Source organism: Blastococcus haudaquaticus, from assembly GCF_900230285.1.
Taxonomy (GTDB): domain Bacteria; phylum Actinomycetota; class Actinomycetes; order Mycobacteriales; family Geodermatophilaceae; genus Blastococcus_B; species Blastococcus_B haudaquaticus.
Genome location: NZ_OCNK01000004.1, coordinates 164,166 through 182,045, shown reverse-complemented (window position 1 = coordinate 182,045; position 17,880 = coordinate 164,166). Strand labels below are relative to the sequence as shown.

13 protein-coding genes and 2 tRNA genes are annotated in these 17,880 nt (G+C 69.5%); 13 read left to right on the top strand and 2 right to left on the bottom strand.

The features are described 5' to 3' along the window. Nucleotides 1–220: 220 nt before the first annotated feature. The 8 genes from CRP30_RS16995 (at nucleotide 221) to CRP30_RS16960 (ending at nucleotide 10,308) form a co-directional block, all read left to right on the top strand. Entirely contained in the window at nucleotides 221–1,207 is a 987-nt protein-coding gene (locus CRP30_RS16995; protein WP_097185185.1) for a sigma-70 family RNA polymerase sigma factor, read from the top strand. A gap of 73 nt (nucleotides 1,208–1,280) precedes the next feature. Beyond that, entirely contained in the window at nucleotides 1,281–1,658 is a 378-nt protein-coding gene (locus CRP30_RS16990; RefSeq protein WP_097185184.1) for a VOC family protein, read from the top strand. A 298-nt stretch (nucleotides 1,659–1,956) separates the two neighbouring features. Beyond that, complete coding sequence (locus tag CRP30_RS16985; RefSeq protein ID WP_235003494.1) at nucleotides 1,957–3,057, top strand: alcohol dehydrogenase catalytic domain-containing protein; 1,101 nt, start codon at nucleotides 1,957–1,959, stop codon at nucleotides 3,055–3,057. A 47-nt stretch (nucleotides 3,058–3,104) separates the two neighbouring features. After that, on the top strand, nucleotides 3,105–4,661 hold the full coding sequence (locus tag CRP30_RS16980) for a sugar ABC transporter ATP-binding protein (RefSeq protein WP_200814820.1): 1,557 nt from the start codon (nucleotides 3,105–3,107) through the stop codon (nucleotides 4,659–4,661). A 43-nt stretch (nucleotides 4,662–4,704) separates the two neighbouring features. Next, the gene (locus CRP30_RS16975; RefSeq protein ID WP_097185181.1) at nucleotides 4,705–5,733 is read left to right on the top strand and encodes an ABC transporter permease; all 1,029 of its coding nucleotides are present in this window, start codon (nucleotides 4,705–4,707) and stop codon (nucleotides 5,731–5,733) included. 16 nt (nucleotides 5,734–5,749) lie between these two features. Beyond that, complete coding sequence (locus CRP30_RS16970) at nucleotides 5,750–6,799, top strand: sugar ABC transporter substrate-binding protein (RefSeq protein ID WP_097185371.1); 1,050 nt, start codon at nucleotides 5,750–5,752, stop codon at nucleotides 6,797–6,799. Nucleotides 6,800–6,951: 152 nt separating this feature from the next. Further along, entirely contained in the window at nucleotides 6,952–9,144 is a 2,193-nt protein-coding gene (helR, locus tag CRP30_RS16965) for an RNA polymerase recycling motor ATPase HelR (RefSeq protein ID WP_097185180.1), read from the top strand. 72 nt (nucleotides 9,145–9,216) lie between these two features. Next, complete coding sequence (locus CRP30_RS16960; RefSeq protein ID WP_200814819.1) at nucleotides 9,217–10,308, top strand: GNAT family N-acetyltransferase; 1,092 nt, start codon at nucleotides 9,217–9,219, stop codon at nucleotides 10,306–10,308. 328 nt (nucleotides 10,309–10,636) lie between these two features. Here CRP30_RS16960 and CRP30_RS16955 read toward each other — a convergent pair whose 3' ends face one another. Further along, entirely contained in the window at nucleotides 10,637–11,236 is a 600-nt protein-coding gene (locus CRP30_RS16955; RefSeq protein ID WP_097185179.1) for a CGNR zinc finger domain-containing protein, read from the bottom strand. 145 nt (nucleotides 11,237–11,381) lie between these two features. Between CRP30_RS16955 and CRP30_RS16950 the strand changes: the two genes are divergently transcribed. Together CRP30_RS16950 and CRP30_RS16945 are read left to right on the top strand one after the other, a co-directional pair. Beyond that, entirely contained in the window at nucleotides 11,382–12,563 is a 1,182-nt protein-coding gene (locus tag CRP30_RS16950) for a multidrug effflux MFS transporter (protein WP_159961768.1), read from the top strand. A 54-nt stretch (nucleotides 12,564–12,617) separates the two neighbouring features. Beyond that, complete coding sequence (locus CRP30_RS16945) at nucleotides 12,618–14,582, top strand: glycoside hydrolase family 2 protein (protein WP_097185177.1); 1,965 nt, start codon at nucleotides 12,618–12,620, stop codon at nucleotides 14,580–14,582. Nucleotides 14,583–14,593: 11 nt separating this feature from the next. Here CRP30_RS16945 and CRP30_RS16940 read toward each other — a convergent pair. Beyond that, nucleotides 14,594–14,664, bottom strand: a tRNA-Gly gene (locus CRP30_RS16940). 71 nt (nucleotides 14,665–14,735) lie between these two features. Between CRP30_RS16940 and CRP30_RS16935 the strand changes: the two genes are divergently transcribed. The 3 genes from CRP30_RS16935 (at nucleotide 14,736) to tig (ending at nucleotide 17,864) form a co-directional block, all read left to right on the top strand. Further along, on the top strand, nucleotides 14,736–16,187 hold the full coding sequence (locus CRP30_RS16935) for an amidase (protein ID WP_200814818.1): 1,452 nt from the start codon (nucleotides 14,736–14,738) through the stop codon (nucleotides 16,185–16,187). A gap of 27 nt (nucleotides 16,188–16,214) precedes the next feature. Then, nucleotides 16,215–16,288 (top strand) — tRNA-Pro (locus tag CRP30_RS16930). Between the two features lie 130 nt (nucleotides 16,289–16,418). Continuing rightward, nucleotides 16,419–17,864, top strand: coding sequence for a trigger factor (gene tig / locus CRP30_RS16925; RefSeq protein WP_097185176.1), 1,446 nt, complete (start codon nucleotides 16,419–16,421; stop codon nucleotides 17,862–17,864). The last annotated feature ends 16 nt before the right edge of the window (nucleotides 17,865–17,880 follow it).

The following is a 17,880-nucleotide window of genomic DNA, read 5'->3' as shown; positions in this document are numbered from 1 at the left end:
GGTCCGGAGGAGGCCGGGAACCCATCCCGCTGGCTGGCCGGTCGGGGGTCGGGCCGGCCCGACCGTGGCTGGTTGGTCATGTCGGGCTGAATGCTGGTGGGCCGCCAGGACGAAGTCCAGTTCCGGCCCCCTGCGCGGGTGACCGGCCCGCAGGGGCTCCCGAAGTGTCGTCGTCCTGTGGTGTGCTGACGGGCACATCGACTCGGAGGAGTGGTCTCAGGTGACCAGCGTCGCGATCGGCCCGCCGGATCAGCTCGATCCCCGGCTGCTCGAGCACCGCCGTGAGCTGACCGGCTACTGCTACCGGATGCTCGGCTCGTCCTTCGACGCCGAGGACGCGGTGCAGGAGACGATGGTGCGGGCCTGGCGCGGTCTCGCCGACTTCGAAGGCCGGTCGGCGCTGCGTTCCTGGCTGTACCGCATCGCCACCAACGTCTGCCTCGACCAGCTGTCCGGCCGGCAGCGTCGGGCACTGCCCATGGACCTGGCCGGTTCGCCGTTCCCGCCGGTGCAGGCCTCGCTCGCCGGCCGGCGGCCGGCCACCGCCTGGGTCGAGCCCGTGCTCGACCGCCAGGTCCTGCCGGAGGACGGTGACCCGGCGGAGCGCGCGGTGGCGAAGGAGTCGATCCGGCTGGCCTTCGTCGCTGCGCTCCAGCATCTGCCGCCCCGGCAGCGCGCCGTCCTCATCCTCCGCGAGGTGCTGCGGTGGAAGGCCGACGAGGTCGCCCAGCTCCTCGACACCACGGTCGCCTCGGTGAACAGCGCCCTGCAGCGCGCGCGGGCGACCCTGGCCGCTGCGGGTGACGGCGTGCCCGCGCCGCGAGCCCTGGACGCCGACCACCGGGAGCTGCTGGCCCGCTACGTCGACGCCTTCGAGCGGTACGACATCGAGGCGTTCGTCAGCCTGCTGCACGAGGACGCGACCCAGCACATGCCGCCTTTCGAGATGTGGCTGCGCGGTCGCGACGACATCGGCACCTGGATGCTCGGCCCGGGGTCGAAGTGCCGGGGCTCGGCGGTCGTCCCGCTGAGCGCCAACGGCTCGCCGGCGTTTGCCCAGTACCGCCCGCGCGAGGGTGGTGGCCGCGAGCCGTGGGCCCTGCACGTGCTCGAGGTGGAGGACGGCCGGATCGCCCACATCTCGAGCTTCCTCGACCTCGACAACGACCTGTTCGCGACGCTCGGGCTGCCGACGTCCATGGACTGAGCGCCGGGTGCCGCCGATGAGTCCGGTCCGTTCGATCGGTCCACCGTCGGAGACCTTCGAGAGGGGACGACCCATGCTCGCCGACAGCAAGGCATTCAGTGGCTTCTCGGTCAAGGACCCGGTGGCGGCCCGGCGCTTCTACGAGGAGACCCTCGGGCTCCGCGTGAGTGACGAGGAGATGGAGGGCATCATGCGACTCCATCTCTCCGGCGGAACCGACGTGCTGGTGTACGGGAAGGCAGACCACACGCCGGCCACGTTCACGGTCCTCAACTTCCCGGTGCCCGACGTGGAGAAGGCCGTCGACGACCTGACCGCGCGCGGCGTCCGGTTCGAGCGCTACGAGAACCCGCCGACCGACGAGAAGGGCATCATGCGGGCCGGCGGGCCGCTGATCGCCTGGTTCACCGATCCCGCGGGCAACGTCTTCTCGGTGATCGAAGAAGGCTGACGCCGGGCGATCGGTCAGACCTGAGCCGACAGGAGCGAGGACCACCGAACCACCGCGGCAGCGGGCTGCTCAGCTCCACCTTCCTCGCCATCGGCGCGACTCTCGACCCGCTCTCCGTGAGCCGGTCCGAGCGCAAGCTCTTTCCTCTCGGCCACGTCCGCCCCTGCCGTCGTGCGTTCCACCCGCGGTCGGAGAACCGCTGGTCAGCTCCCTTGGACAGGCGTGCGGCCGCCACTTATGGTCTGCATCACACCGGGCCTGACCATGGCCGAGACGCCTCATGACCGAAGAAGGCTCGATGAGCGGTGAGAACGATGCCCCGGCAATGCCGGACACGATGCGGGCGGTCGTCTGTCACGGCCCTCTCGAGTACCGGCTCGAGTCCGTGCCCGTCCCCGTTCCGGGGCCGGGCGAGGCGCTGGTCAAGGTGGAAGCCGTAGGCATCTGTGCGAGCGACCTGAAGTGCTTTCACGGTGCCGCGAAGTTCTGGGGTGATGAGTCGCGTCCCGCGTGGGCCGAGACCGACGTGGTTCCGGGCCACGAGTTCGTCGGCACCGTGGTCGAGCTGGACGGCGAGGCCGCGCAGCGGTGGGGCATCGTCGTCGGCGACCGGGTGGTCAGCGAGCAGATCGTGCCCTGCAGGCAGTGCCGTTACTGCCTGGATGGCAAGTACTGGATGTGTCAGCGGCACGACATCTACGGCTTCAAGCGCCGCACCCCCGGCGCGATGGCCGAGTTCATGCTCTTTCCCAGGGACGCGCTGGTGCACAAGATCTCCGCGGACGTGCCCCCCGCACACGCGGCCTTCGCCGAGCCGCTGTCGTGCGCGCTGCATGCCGTGGAGCGGGCCGACATCCACTTCGGGGACGTGGTCGTGGTCGCGGGATGCGGCCCCATCGGGCTCGGGATGGTTGCGGGTGCCAAGTCCAAGAACCCCGAGCTGGTGATCGCTCTCGACCTGGCGCCGGACAAGCTCGACCTGGCGCTGGAGTGCGGCGCGGATCTGGTGATCGACATCGGTTCCGAGGACGCCGTCGAACGGGTCAGAGCACTGACCGACGGTTATGGCGCCGACGTCTACCTCGAGGCCACCGGCCACCCCTCCGCCGTCGGCCAGGGGCTCAACCTGCTGCGCAAGCTCGGCACCTACGTCGAGTACAGCGTCTTCGGCAGCGACGTCACCGTCGACTGGTCGATCATCAGCGACGACAAGGAGCTCGATGTCCGCGGCGCGCACCTCGGCCCGCACTGCTGGCCGGCCGCGATCCGCATGATCGAGTCAGGCCGGCTGCCGATGGACGAGATCTGCAGCCACCAGTTGCCCCTCGCCGAGTTCGAGAAGGGCCTGGAGCTCGTGGACAGCGGCAAGGAATCGATCAAGGTGTCACTCATTCCCTGACCATTCACCTCTGACGTCGCAAATTCCAGAGCAGATACGGAGTCATGGTGGCCACGACCGACCAGCGCGGAGAAGAAGAAACACGTGTGACAGGCCCGCGGCAGGTGGCATTCACCGCGGTCGGGGTGAAGAAGCACTATCCCGGTGTGAAGGCGCTCGACGGTGTCGATCTGGAGGGCTACGCCGGAAGCGTGCTGGGCATCTGCGGCGCCAACGGGGCGGGGAAGTCGACGTTCGCCAAGCTGCTGGCCGGCGTCGAGACGCTGACCGACGGCGAGATCACGATCAGTGGTTTCCCGCACCCGGTCAGGAACGCCGCCGAAGCGGAGCGGGCGGGCGTTCTGATGATGCACCAGGAGCCGCTGATCATCGACGACTTCACGGTGGGGGAGAACGTCTGGCTGTACAAGCTGCGCGAGGGCCGTGACATCCGGCCATGGGCGCGGAAGGTCGACACCAACAGTGCAGAGACCCGAGAGGTGCTGCAAGGAGTCGGTCTCGGCCACCTCTCGACCCGCCAGCTCGCACGTGGCCTCGGACCGGGACAGCGGCAGATGCTGTCACTGAGCCGCGCGGCAGTGACCAAGCACAAGATCATGATCTTGGACGAGACGACCGCGTCCACGAGTGAGGAGCACTTCAACGACATCCTGCGCCTCGTGGAGCGGGAGAAGAACGAGGGGACGTCGATCATCTTCGTGTCCCACCGCCTGAACGAGGTCTTCGCCATGTGCGACCGGATCGCGGTGCTGCGCAACGGCACGCTGGTCAAGGTCCTCGATGCCGCCGAGACCGACCCGGACGAGGTCACGGCGTTGATGATCGGGCAGGCCCTGAAGGCTCTCGCCCGGCCCGACCCGGTGCACGCCGCGCCGGACCAGGTCCCCGCCCTGTCGGTCCGGGATCTCCACGGCGGTTCCGCGAACGGCGTGTCGTTCGACGTGAACCCGGGGGAGATCGTCGGTCTCTACGGGCTCGTCGGCAGCGGGCGCTCGTCGGTCGCGCGGACCATCACGGGGCAGCGCCCGGCCGCGGGCGGTTCGATCAAGCTGCACGGCCGTGAGGTCAGCCTGCCCAACCCGACAGCGGCGGTGGCGATGGGCATCGCCTACCTCACCGAGGACCGCCGACTCGAGGGCTTCGTCAAGGACTTCGACAACGGCGAGAACATGAGCCTCGTTGCGCTGCCCACGATGGCCAAGGCGGGCGTCGTCGATGCCAAGCGCGAGAAGACGCGGATCCGCGAATTGATCTCCGAGTACCAGGTCAAGGGCGGAACCAAGACCTACACCCGCAACCTGAGCGGCGGGAATCAGCAGAAGGTCGTGGTTGCCAAATGGCTGGAGACCGATCCGGAATTCGTCGTCCTCGACGAGCCGACCAAAGGCATCGACGTCGGCGCCCGTTCGAACATCTACCAGATCATCCACGGCGTCGCAGCGCGCGGAAAAGGGATACTGGTCGTATCGAGCGAAGCCGAGGAGCTCCTCTCGCTCTGCCACCGCATCCTCGTCATGCGCAACGGCGAGATCGTCGCGGAATTCGATCCCGAGCACGCCACCACGGACGACCTGGTCCGCACCGCACTGACCCACGAGGGCTGACCGGCCCTTCCTCCCGCAGCGACAGAGACCAAGGAGCTCCTCGATGACAGCGACACCTACGGTCCCTCCCGTCCATCACCACGAGGAGGACACATCCAGGGGCACCGCGATCAGCACCTGGCTCAAGGGCCAGTACGCCCTCTACATCCTGCTGGCCCTCCTGATCGTCGCCACCATCACCCGGGGGTCGATCTTCTGGGGCCGCACCAACCTGACCAACCTGCTGCTGCAGATGTCGATCATCGGCGTCGTGGTGCTGGCCCAGCTGATCGTCGTACTGACCGGGGGGATCGACATCAGCGTCGGCTCCGCGCTGGGCCTCGCCGCGGTCGTGGCGGCCGGACTCTTCGGTGGTCCCTCGGTGCTGCTAGGGCTGGTCGTGGCGCTCGGGATCGGGGGCCTCATCGGCGCCGTGAACGGCTGGCTGGTGGCCTTCCGTGGCCTCGAGCCGTTCATCGTGACGCTGGGCATGCTCGCCCTGGCCCGCGGTCTCGTCTACGCCTACGGCAACGGCATCCCGATCAACCCGGAGGCCGCCGATTCCTACGCGAGCTTCGGACAGTCCACACTCCTCGGCATCCCGGTACTGGCGCTCATCTGGCTCGCGATGGCGGGGCTGATCGCCTTCCTGCTGTACCGCACGGTCTGGGGACGCCGGGTCTACGCCATCGGGTCCAACGTCGAAGCCGCCCGCAGCTCCGGTATCCCCGTGAAAGCGACCCTGTGGTCGGTGTACATCCTGGCCGGACTGCTCGTCGGTCTGGGCGGCTGGCTGTTCCTCGCCCGATTCGCCAGCGGCACCTCCACCGCCGGGAATCTCCTCGAGTTGGAGGCGATCGCGGCGGTGGTCATCGGCGGCGCCCGCCTCTCCGGTGGGTACGGCAAGGTGTTCGGCGCGGTCGTCGGCACGATCATCTTCGCCGTCATCGCCAATCTGCTGTCCCTGCTGAACGTCTCCACCTTCCTGCAGGACGCGTTCCGCGGCGCGCTCATCCTGGTCGCGGTCACGTTGGCCACGGTCCAGATCGTGCGCAAGCGCAAGACCAACCCGACTCAACCCGCGACCGCGTGAGGCGAGGACGACAGTGATGCGTGCGAATTGGACGAGGCCCCGGCTCCGGCGCCTGGTCGCGGTCGCCGCCGCCGCGACAGTGGTGGCGACGGTGAGCTCCTGCGGGCAGATCTACCCGTCCGAACGGCCGGCTGAGGGACCGGCGAACGGCGTCAGGTCCGATGTCAGCGATGTGGTGATCGGCTTCGCTCAGCAGCAGTTGCAGGCGCCGTACTTCGCGGCCATGCAGGTGCGGGCGGAGCAGATCGCCCGGGACCAGGGATTCCAGCTGCTCTTCCAGTCCGCCAACAAGGACCCGGCCATCCAGCTGAACCAGATGCAGGCGATGATGGCGCAGGGAGCTGATGTGCTGGTCGTCAACGCGACCAGCGTCAAGGGTCAGACAGAGATGATGACCCAGGTCGCCTCGGAGATCCCGGTGGTCTACATCGACACCAGTGTCCCCGAGACCGGGATGACGAGCGTCCAGTCCGACAACCTGACCATCGGCCGCGAGTCGGGAAAGATCAGCGCCCAACGGCTCCTCGACATGGGCAAGACGAGCATCAAGGTGGCAATCCTCACCGGCCCGGCGACCGATGAGTTCGTCGGGCCCGCCCGGCGCCAGGGCTTTCTCGACGGGCTCGAGGAGGGCGGACTGCCGTACGAGATCGTCGCCGAGCAATCGGGGGACTACGCGCAGGACAAGGGACAGGTCGCGGCGGAGAACATGCTGGCCGCCAACCCCGACGTCGACCTGATCTTCGGGTTGAACGACTCCATGGCACTTGGTGCCTACGCGGTCGTCAACGGGAAGGCGCAGTACGAGAACGTCTACGTCGCTGCCTCGGCCGACGGCCAGAAGGAGGCGCTCGCCCTGATCCAGCGGGACGGTTGCGAGGGGCGCTACCTCTCCACCGGCCTCAACTCGCCGTCGCTCGCCGCCGAGGAGGCGTTGGCGATCGCCGTCGACGTGGCCACGGGCAAGACGGAGCCGAGCGACTACCCCGAAGAGTCCTTCACCCTGGCGGTCGGGATCGGCTGCGAGAACATCGAGGAGTACTACGACCCGAACAGTGTCTTCTGAGACGTACCCGGACGTCCTGATGGTGCGTTTCGAGCGGGCGACCAGAATGGAGCCGGCGGGGGCGGGAGAAGGTCCTCTCAACTCCCACTTGAACGTATAGCGCACCCAGGGGCTTGCGGCAAGACCCCCGTCCGGTCCCACACTCGCTCGTCGTGAACGGTCTGACGCACGTCTTCGCCCTTCCCGACCAGCTGGCCGCCAAGGCCGATCCGGCCCTGATCGCCGGCGACGAGCAGCATTTCGCGGTGATGGCCGCCAGCCTCGAGCAGTCGCTCGCCGACCTGTCGGAGCGGCTCGACGCCGAACGCAGGGCCCCCGGCGGCAGCGGCGAGGAGGCGCTGAACCGGGATCTGGAGGTCCACCGGCTGGCGGCCCGACTGCGCACGCTGCGCCGCTTCGGTCTCGACCTGTGCCTCGGGCGGATGGACCCGGCCGACGGCTCCGACGCCGTGTACGTGGGCCGGCTCGGGCTCACCGACAGCTCGGGCCGCCGGCTGCTGGTCGACTGGCGCTCGCCCGCGGCCGAGCCCTTCTTCGGCGCAACGCACGCCGATCCGATGGGCCTGGCCGGCCGGCGCCGGTACCGCTGGACCCGGGGCCGGATCACCGACTATTGGGACGAGGTGTTCGTCGCGGAGGAGTTCGACGGGCACGCCGCCGCGCTCGACGACCAGTCGGCCTTCATCGCCAGCCTGGGCAGCAATCGCTCGGCCCGGATGCGCGACGTGCTCGGGACCATCCAGGCCGACCAGGACGCCATCGTCCGCGCGGGCTCGCAGGGCGCCCTCGTCGTCGACGGTGGACCGGGCACCGGGAAGACCGTCGTCGCCCTCCACCGCACCGCCTACCTGCTCTACTCCGATCCCCGCCTGGCCCACCGGCGCGGCGGGGTCCTGTTCGTCGGACCGCACGAGCCGTACCTGGCCTACGTGTCCGACGTCCTGCCGAGCCTGGGGGAGGAGGGTGTGCGGACCTGCACGCTGCGGGACCTGGTCCCGCAGGGAGCCGGCGCGGGCATCGAGACGGACCCGCGGGTGGCGCGCCTGAAGTCGTCCGCGGACATGGTGGGCGCGATCGAGGCCGCGGTCGCCTTCTACGAGGAGCCCCCCGCCCGGGAGACGGTGATCAGCACCGCGTGGGCCGACGTCCGGCTCGGCGCGGAGGACTGGGCGGAGGCCTTCGAGGCGCCCGATCCCGGGACGCCGCACAACGAGGCGCGCGAACAGGTCTGGGAGGAGCTGCTCACGATCCTGGTCGACCAGCACGACGACCTCGTGGACACCGACGACGGCGACGTCGCGGCCGGCCAGGTGCGGACGTCGCTGCAGCGCAACCGGGAGCTCGCCGAGGCGTTCGACCGCGCGTGGCCGGTGCTCGAGGCCGCCGACGTCGTCGGGGACCTGTGGTCGGTGCCAGCGTACCTGCGGAGGTGCGCGCCGTGGCTGGAGCCCGACGACGTCCGGGCGCTGCAGCGGGCGGATCCACATTCGTGGACCGTGTCGGACCTGCCGCTGCTGGACGCGGCCCGGCAGCGGCTCGGCGACCCGGCGGCGTTCGGCCGCTCGCGCAGGAGGGAGGCGGTCGTCGCCGCCGAACGGTCGCGCATGGCCGACGTCATCGACGAGCTGATCGCGGCCGACGACTCCGAGCTGCTGCTGATGACGAGCCTGCGCCATGGAGACCTGCGGGACGCGCTGGTCGACGAGGCGGCGCTGCCGGTCGGCGACCCCGACCTCTTGGCGGGCCCGTTCGCGCACATCGTGGTGGACGAGGCGCAGGAGCTGACCGACGCCGAGTGGCAGATGCTGCTGCACCGCTGTCCGTCGCGGAGCCTCACCGTCGTCGGCGACCGCGCGCAGGCCCGGCACGGGTTCCCGGAGTCGTGGGAGGAACGGCTGCAACGGGTCGGGTTCGACGACGTGCGGATCGCCTCGCTGAGCATCAACTACCGGACGCCGGAGGAGGTCATGGTGGAGGCCGAGCCGGTCATCCGTGCCGTGCTGCCGGACGCCAACGTGCCGACCTCCGTCCGCAGCACCGGCGTGCCCGTGGTGCACGGACCGCTCTCGGAGCGGGACGCGATCCTGGCCGCCTGGCTCGCCGAGCATGCCGAGGGCGTCGCCTGCGTGATCGGTGACCCGACGTTCGAGGGCTCCTCCCGCGTGCGGTCGCTGACGCCGCAGCTGTCGAAGGGACTCGAGTTCGACCTCGTCGTCCTCGTGGACCCGGAGGACTTCGGCACGGGGGTGGAGGGGGCCGTGGACCGGTACGTCGCGATGACGCGGGCGACCCAACGGCTCGTCGTCCTGAGCAACAGACCGGAGGCGGCGACCCGGCTCAGGTAATGACGCCACGGCGACTCGCCCCGATTCTTCGCATGACCGACCCTGGAGCGCCATGCAGGTAGCGTCGCCGGCGTGAGATTGCGCGCAATCGGTCGCGACCCCGTTGTCATCACGGTCGCGGCGGCTCTTTTCGCCCTGTCGGTGCTCGCGGTCAATATCCTGTGGCCCGCTGCATTCGGTGTGTTCATCGCGGTCGGCGGTGTGGTGGGTGCGCTCGTGGTCGTTTACGAGGTCAGGTTGACCAAGCGGCTCGCCCAAGCGGAATTCATCCGCGACCTCCAGACCGGCTTCGCCTCCGACGCCAACATCGGCGCGCTCTGGCGCAAACTTCTCCTCAAAGAGGAGGTCGTGGCTGCGGACCGACCCCTCGTCAGCAGTTACCTCACATTCTTCGAGACGCTGCATCTCCTCGTCCGCAAGGGCGCTCTCGACCTTGCGCTCACCGACGACCTGTTCCGGAACCGATTCTTCACGGCAGTCGGCAACAAGGGCGTCCTGGAGACCGCGCTGGTCAAGGAGGCGGGGTCCTTCGCGAACATCCACGCGCTCATCGAGAGCTGGCACGGCCACCTGTTGCACCACAAGATTCCCATGCACCCCGGCTATTACGGGTACGTGCAGGCGCTGACCGAGGCCAAGGGTTACGAGATCACCCGGCTCGGCCCGGCGGACCTGCCGGATCTGGAGCACCTCCAGAGCGAGGTCCTGAGCACCATTAAGGACGACTCGTGGCTGCGCGCCAATACGGACGTCATGCTCAAGGAATGCCTCATCGACCACATCACCCTGGGTGCGCGACAGCATGGCACGTTGGTCGCAGCAGCGATTCTGTACGACGGTGGTGGAACCGATGAGAGCATCAAGCACTATTTCACTGACGAGGCCGAAGCCCTGCAGGATTCGATCAACCTCAAACTAGTACTTGCGCTCCCGGAGCACCGGAAGAAGGGTTTGGCCCGGGCTCTCGTCGAGCTGCTCGAACAGCAGGCGACCGATCTCGGTAAGAAGGAGATCATGTGCACGGTCCACCCGGACAACACCGCGAGCCAATCTCTGTTCCGACTCCTGGGGTATCACAAGGTCGACTCTGTGTCGACGAGTTACGGAAAGCGCGTGGTGCTCCGTCGGAAGCTCCCGGTGCTCAACAAACGCTGGGCCCGCTGAGTGCTCAGCAGGCCACCTGACTCGGGGTGTGCGTGGAGCGGGTGACCCGCATCGAACCGGCATGGCCAGCTTGGAAGGCTTGAGGCTTCGAGCACCATCTGAACTGGTCACCGCCCAGTGAGAGGTGGATGCCGTGCCTTCAGCGTGCCTTCGGCGCCGCACAGTGCGCAGGAAGAGCAGCGTTCTCGCTGTCGGCCGGCCCTTGCTGCACGCCGAGTGCCGCGCGGTTCCTGGATGTTGCTGCCGGCGGCCCGGCGAGAGTGACGTCTCGCTCCTGCGGCGCCGGTGATCTAGCAACCGGTCGCTCCGCTCCGCCTGCGATCGCCCGTTACGTGGGGGGTTGGGTCCGTGGTGCGGTACTCGACAGGGCTCGATCTCGCCGGGTGGCGTAGGCCCGACGCATCTTGACGTGATTGCCACAACCGGCCATGGAGCACCAGCGCCGCGTCTGGTTGCGCGAGGCGTCGTAGAAGGCCCAGCGGCAGGTGTCGCGGGCGCAGACCTTGAGCCTTGTCCAGGTCCGGTCCTTCTCGCATTCACGGATGGCGTCGATGATCGACGCGAAGGTCCGAACGCGTGGAACGTCGTTTGCGGGGAGGAGGCGCAATCCCTCTGCGGTGACGAGCAACCGCATCGGCAGCTCCGCCAGGGTCGCGTCCAGGGCTGCCAAGGATCCGGCGTCGCTGTCATGGCCGGCGTGGCCGAGCAGGATCTGGCGCAGTCCTTCGCGCAGCGCGAGGGCTGCGGCGAGATCCGACGAGCCCAGCCGGTTTCCGGGGGGCAAGAGCCCGCGGGCGTCGAACCAGGCCTCCAGTTCTTGCGGAGAGCTGAGCGCCTCCGCAGCCACCTGCGGCTCGTGCGTGTTGACGAAGTCGCGCACCAATCCGGCGGCCGCGGGTACGACTGACTCATCGACGGACTCGGTCATGGGGCTCCTCTCCGCTCACACCACCATAGCGCTTTGACAGGTGTGCGGCGACATGCCACGATCGCCGCACGACACCACCAAATGCATGTGACCGGTGTGAGGGGCGCGGGTGGCAGCCAGCGGGGCGCATCGCGGAGGACCGAGGGTGGCCGTCGTGCTCGTTCTCGGGCTCCTGACGGCCTTGGGGCCGTTGTCGATCGACCTGTACCTGCCGGCTTTCCCGGTGCTACGGCACGACCTCGGCGCCACCGACGGGATGGTGCAGGCGACGTTGGCCGGGATGACCATCGGGCTGGGAGCCGGGCAGCTGGTCGTTGGCGCGTGGAGCGATCGGGTCGGACGACGCCGGCCACTGCTGCTGTCGACCGCACTGCACGTGCTTGCCACGCTCGCCTGCGCGATGGCGTCCACGGGCCAGATCCTGGTCGTCTGCCGTGTCGTGCAGGGAATCGGTGCCGCCGGCAGCGCCGTGCTCGTCCTCGCGATCGTCCGGGACCTCGCTGACGGCCAGGCACTGGCCGTGCTCCTGTCCCGGGTGACGCTCGTGACGACGACCGTACCGCTGCTCGCGCCCGTGCTCGGTGCCGAGCTGTTGCCCGTCGTCGGGTGGCGCGGGATCTTCCTCATCCTGGCCGCGACGTCGGCAGTGATGCTGGTCACGACCGTGCTGGTGATTCCGGAGACGGCTGATCGCCGGTCGAGACCGGCACCGCTGACCGTGCGCGTCCGTGCGGTGTGGGCCGATCGAGCCTTCCGCCGGGCGACGCTGGTGGCGAGCATGACCTACGCCGGGGTCTACGCCTACGTCGCCGCGTCCCCGTTGCTGCTGCAAGACGCGTTCGACCTCAGCGCACGTGCGTTCGCGGTGGTCTTCCTGTGCAACTCACTCGGCCTGGTCGCGGGTGTGCAGCTCGCCTCCCTGCTCGTGCGGCGCTACGGGACCGCGTCCACGCTGGCCGGATTCACCGTTGTCACCGCGGCGGCCGCCGCGGCGATCCTGCCGCTGCAGGCCTGGGGGACCGGGGCTGTGCTCGTCTGCCTTTGGTTCTTCGTGGCCGGCTGCGGTGGCTGCTTTCCGTGCGCGGAGGCGATCTCGTTGGACGGTCAGGGCGCGCAAGCGGGCACCGCGACCTCGGTCCACGGATTCGCCACCTTCACGGTTGCGGGACTGGTCTCGCCCATCGCTGGCCTTGTCGGCATCACGGATGCCACGCCGGTCGCCCTGGTGCTCCTCGCCACCTCGCTCATCTCCCTCGTCGGCACGGGACTCCTCCTGCGGGCGCCCGCGCAGCCGGACCCAGGGGACCCGGCCGTCGCCAGAACCTGACGGTCAGCCGTCGGCAGCAGCCCACCCACCGCCCCCCTCTCGGACAAGGAGTCGATGTTGCAGGTACGAGCGTTCGAGCAGGACGGGACATACCCGCGGCCCCAGCTGATGCGTGACGCCTGGACGGACCTGACCGGAACCTGGCAGTTCGCCTACGACGACGAGCGCGAGGGATTGCTCCACCGCTGGCACCAGCACTCCGACCTCCACGACCGGACGGTGTTCGACCGCGACATCGTGGTGCCGTTTCCACCGGAGTCGCCGGCCAGCGGGATCGGGGATACCGGGTTTCACCCGGTGCTCTGGTACCGGCGCAGCCTGCGCCTGGCCGACATCGCCGCGAAGGCAGCGCTCCGGCGGCCCGGTCACCGCCTCTTCCTGCGCCTGGGGGCGGTCGACTATCGCGCCCAGGTCTGGTTGGACGGCGTCCTGGTGGCCTCGCACACGGGTGGGCAGACTCCCTGGCACGCCGATCTGACCGACCAGATCGATCCAGGTGACATGGACGCGGACCACGTCCTCGTCATCCGCGCGGAGGACGACCCGCACGACATCACCCAGCCCCGCGGCAAACAGGACTGGCAGGAGGCGCCGCACGACATCTGGTACCACCGCACCAGCGGGATCTGGCAACCGGTGTGGTGCGAGGTGCTGCCCCCTTTGGCGGTGGAGCACCTCGCCTGGTCGCCGGACCTCCCCGGTGCCCGGGTGCACCTCGGGCTGACGTTGACCAGCGTGCCCCGTGAACCCGTGACCGTCGTCGTGCGCTTGTCTCTAGACGACGCCCCACTTGCCACGCAGCGCGTGCGGGTGAGCGAGCAGCGCAGTGAGGTGACGATCGTCGTGCCCGCACTCGCCAACGGCGAGGCGCGACAGCGGCTGGTCTGGTCCCCAGAGAACCCACGCCTGGTCGATGCCCACGTGCGGGTGCTACACGGCTCTGGAGACGGGGGTGACGAGGCCGGCCCGGAGGTCCTCGATGAGGTGTCCAGCTATCTCGGGTTGCGGAGCGCGGGCGTCGGGAACGGGGCCTTCCTGCTCAATGCGCGGCCTTACCACCTGCTCGCGGTGCTCTCCCAGGGGTATTGGCCCGGGTCGCACTTGGCAGCACCGGACGCCGCGGCCCTGCGGCACGAGGTGGAGATGATCAAGACGCTGGGTTTCAACGCTGTGCGGATGCACCAGAAAGCGGAGGACCCCCGCTTCCTGCATTGGGCCGACCGGCTGGGCCTGCTCGTGTGGGGGGAGACCGCCAACGCGTACGCCTTCAGTCCCGAGGCGGTGCGCCGGCTGACGAGCGAGTGGCTCGATCTCGTCCATCGCGACGTCAGCCACCCGAGCATCGTGACCTGGGTGCCGATCAACGAGAGCTGGGGAGTCCCCGACATCGTCACCGATACCGGACAGCAGGATTTTGTAGCTGGCCTGACAGCGCTGACCCGCGCTGTCGACCCGAGCCGGCCGGTCATCAGCAACGACGGGTTCGAGCACGTTGACTCCGACGTGTGGGGCGTGCACGACTACGCCGACGACGGCGCCGGACTGCTCGTGCGGTTCGGCTCCGCGCACGCCTTCGCGGACCTGCTGGCCGGCTTCAACCAGCAGGGACGGCGGGTACACGCGCGCCATGGTGTTGTTCGCGGCCAACCAGTGATTCTCAGTGAGTTCGGTGGCCTCCGATTCTGCCCGGATGGCGCACCGGCAGGAGCCGAGGACGTGTGGGGCTACTCCACGGTCGACGACCCCGAGGAGTACCTGGCCCGGCTGGCTGACTGGTTCGGAGCGATCAGAGCTGCCCCTGTGCTGGCTGGCTCCTGCTACACCCAGCTGACCGACACCCTGCAGGAGGCCAACGGCCTGCTGGACGAATACCGCACACCCAAGGTCGCGGCCCACCGGTTGCGAGCCGTCATCACCGGGCGGTCCACGGGCGGCGCTTCGCACGAGACGTACCGCGTCGAGGTTGCTGAGACACTGGAGCGAGATAAGCGGGATTTTATGGAGTTTCCAGGCGCATAACGGGTCCGCGGAGCGGGTGACCGGGATCGAACCGGCATGGCCAGCTTGGAAGGCTGGGGCTCTACCATTGAGCTACACCCGCGAGGTGCCCGGACAGCCTAACGGCCCGCATCCCGGCCCGTGCGCGAGCCACCGGATCGCTAGCGTGCGGGCGTGACCGACACCACGTGGCTGGACGCCACCGCGCAGGCCGAGCTGGTCCGGACCGGGGAGGCAAGCCCCGCGGAGCTGGTCGAGGCCGCGATCGAGCGGATCGAGCGGGTGAACCCGCAGCTCGACGCCGTCGTCCGGGACCGCTTCGAGCAGGCGCGGGTGGACGCGACGGGCGGGCTGCCCCACGGTCCCTTCCGGGGGGTACCGATGCTCCTCAAGGACATCGGGTGCCACGTCGCCGGCGAGTCGACCCACTACGGCACCTCCTTCCTGCGCGACGCCGCGTGGCGCTGGCCGTCGGAGAGCTACCTGGCCCGCCACTTCCGGGCCGCCGGCTTCGTGTTCCTCGGCCGCACCAACGTCCCGGAGTTCGGCACGACGGTCACCACCGAGGCGACGGCGAACGGCCCGGCCCGGAACCCCTACGACGTCTCCCGCTCGACCGGTGGGTCCAGCGGCGGCTCGGCCGCCGCCGTCGCCGCGGGGCTCGTGCCGGTGGCTCACGCCAACGACGGCGGCGGGTCGATCCGCATCCCGGCCAGCGAGTGCGGGCTGGTCGGGCTGAAGCCGACGCGGGCGCGGGTGAGCCAGGGCCCCGACGTCGGGGAGAGCTGGGCCGGGGCCACGATCGACGGCGTCGTCAGCCGGTCGGTCCGCGACACCGCCGCCGTCCTCGACGCCATCGGCCGGCCGATGCCGGGCGACCCCTACGTCGCCCCGCCGCTCGTGCGCCCGCTCGCCGAGGAGGTCGGCGCACCGCTCGGCCGGCTCCGCGTCGCCGTGCTGGACGGCGATCCGGGGGAGGCCTACCTCGACCACCCGCAGTGCCGCGCCGCCGTCGACCACGCAGGGCGGCTGCTGGAGGAGCTCGGCTGCTCCGTCGAGATGGGCACCCCCGACGGCATGTTCGACCCGCGGTTCGGGCGGTTCTTCACCGCGACCATCGCCGGCGACACCGCGCTGACGATCTCCGCACTCGAGCGGGCGCTCGGCCGCCCGGTGCGCGACGACGAGCTCGAGCCCAGGAACGCCGCCTACCGGGCCGCCGGGAAGCGGATGACCGCGGAGGACTACCTGGGCGCTCGGGCCGTCCTCGGCGGATGGACCAGGAGGGTGGCCCGCTTCTGGGCGCCGGCCGACCTCGACGGCCAGGGCTTCGACCTGCTGGTCACGCCGACCGTGGGTGCTCCGCCGCCCGAGCTCGGCTGGTTCACCGCAGGCGGCCCCGAGCAGGAGGGACGGCGGATCAACAGCTTCATCCCCTACACCGCGCAGTTCAACGTCACGGGCCAGCCGGCGATCAGCCTGCCGCTGCACTGGACGGCGGAGGGGCTGCCGGTCGGCGTCCAGCTGGTGGCCGCCTACGGCCGGGAGGACGTGCTCGTCCGCGTCGCCGGGGCGCTGGAGCAGGCCGCCCCGTGGGCCGATCGCCGTCCGGCCGTCTCCGCCTGAGCGCCCGCGCCTAGACTCGGGCGGCCGCGGGGTGTGGCGCAGCTTGGTAGCGCACCTGCTTTGGGAGCAGGGGGCCGCAGGTTCAAATCCTGTCACCCCGACGTCGGGCGATGCGGGGCAGCGATCCCGCCGCCCCGCCGTTCCCCACGACGTCCGTAGACTCGGGGGTCGACCGGCGTCGTCCGATCTGCCCGACGCCCTCCCACTGTCTGTACCGAGGAGCACTGCGCTGTGAAGAGCACCATCGAGGAACTCGGCCCCACGCGGGTCCGGATGGCGATCGAGGTGCCCTGGGGGGACCTGGACCACGCCTTCGGTGAGGTCTACAAGGAGCTCGGCAAGCAGGTCCGGGTCCCGGGCTTCCGCCCGGGCAAGGTCCCCAACCGTGTGCTCGACCAGCGGATCGGGCGCCCCGTCGTCCTGGAGCAGGTCGTCCAGCACGCGATCCCCGAGGTCTACTCCGAGGTCGTCCGCGAGAACCAGGTGCGCGTGCTCGGCCAGCCCGACATCGAGGTCACCCGCCTCGACGACAACGACACCCTCGCCTTCACCGCCGAGGTCGACGTCGCCCCGCAGCTCGAGCTGCCGGCGCTGGAGAGCCTCGCGGTCACCGTCGACGACGTCGAGGTCACCGACGAGGAGATCGACAAGCAGGTCGACGTCATGCGGGAGCGCTTCGGCATGCTCACCGGCGTCGAGCGCGCGGCCCAGGACGGCGACTTCGTCTCCATCGACCTCGAGGCGAAGCTGGGCGACGAGGTGCTCGAGGACGGCTCGACCACCGGCATGTCCTACGAGGTGGGCTCCGGCAACCTCATGGAGGGCCTGGACGACGCCGTGCGCGGCCTGTCCGCCGACGAGACGAAGACCTTCTCCACCGCCCTGCTCTCCGGCCCGAACGCCGGTCAGGACGCCGAGGTCACCGTCACCGTCCGCTCGGTGAAGACCAAGGACCTGCCCGAGCTGGACGACGAGTTCGCCCAGACCGCCAGCGAGTTCGACACCCTCGCCGAGCTGCGCGAGGACGTCCGCACCCGGCTGGCCCGCACCAAGACGCTCAGCCAGGGTGCCCAGGCCCGCGACAAGATCGTCGAGCACCTCATCGAGACGGTCGAGGTGCCCATGCCCGAGAACCTCGTCGAGCGCGAGATCGAGTGGCGCAACCAGGCCTTCCAGCAGGAGCTGCAGCAGGCCGGCATGGACTGGGACAGCTTCCTGCAGATGTCTGGCGGGCAGAGCCGCGAGGAGTACGACGCCGACCAGCGGAAGAACGTCGAGCAGGCGGTCAAGACGCAGTTCATCCTCGACGCGATCGCCGACGCCCGTGAGGTCACCGTCGACAACGAAGACCTCTCCGCGCAGATCATGGCGCAGGCCCAGCGCAGCCGGATGAGCCCGGAGCAGTACGCCCAGCAGCTGCAGCAGGGCGGCAACATCCAGGAGTTCGTCGCCGACGTCCGCCGCACCAAGACGCTGGCGCAGCTGCTGGAGGAGGCGACGATCACCGACGCCTCCGGCAACGTCGTCGACCTCGAGGCGCTCCGTCCGCAGACGGTCCGCCCGGCGCAGACCTCGGACGAGGAGGCCCCGGCCGAGGACGCCTCCACCGACGAGCCGGCAACCGACGAGGCCACCGACCAGGGCACCGACGAGGCCGGGGACGACGCCAAGGCCTGATCCGCCGCACGAACAC

What these genes read in the sequence shown, in the direction of transcription:
- CRP30_RS16955 (WP_097185179.1), bottom strand. Translation starts at nt 11,236, where the DNA reads ATGACCGAGTCCGTCGATGAGTCAGTCGTACCCGCGGCCGCCGGATTG.
- CRP30_RS16975 (WP_097185181.1), top strand. Translation starts at nt 4,705, where the DNA reads ATGACAGCGACACCTACGGTCCCTCCCGTCCATCACCACGAGGAGGAC.
- CRP30_RS16970 (WP_097185371.1), top strand. Translation starts at nt 5,750, where the DNA reads ATGCGTGCGAATTGGACGAGGCCCCGGCTCCGGCGCCTGGTCGCGGTC.
- CRP30_RS16990 (WP_097185184.1), top strand. Translation starts at nt 1,281, where the DNA reads ATGCTCGCCGACAGCAAGGCATTCAGTGGCTTCTCGGTCAAGGACCCG.
- CRP30_RS16945 (WP_097185177.1), top strand. Translation starts at nt 12,618, where the DNA reads ATGTTGCAGGTACGAGCGTTCGAGCAGGACGGGACATACCCGCGGCCC.
- CRP30_RS16985 (WP_235003494.1), top strand. Translation starts at nt 1,957, where the DNA reads ATGAGCGGTGAGAACGATGCCCCGGCAATGCCGGACACGATGCGGGCG.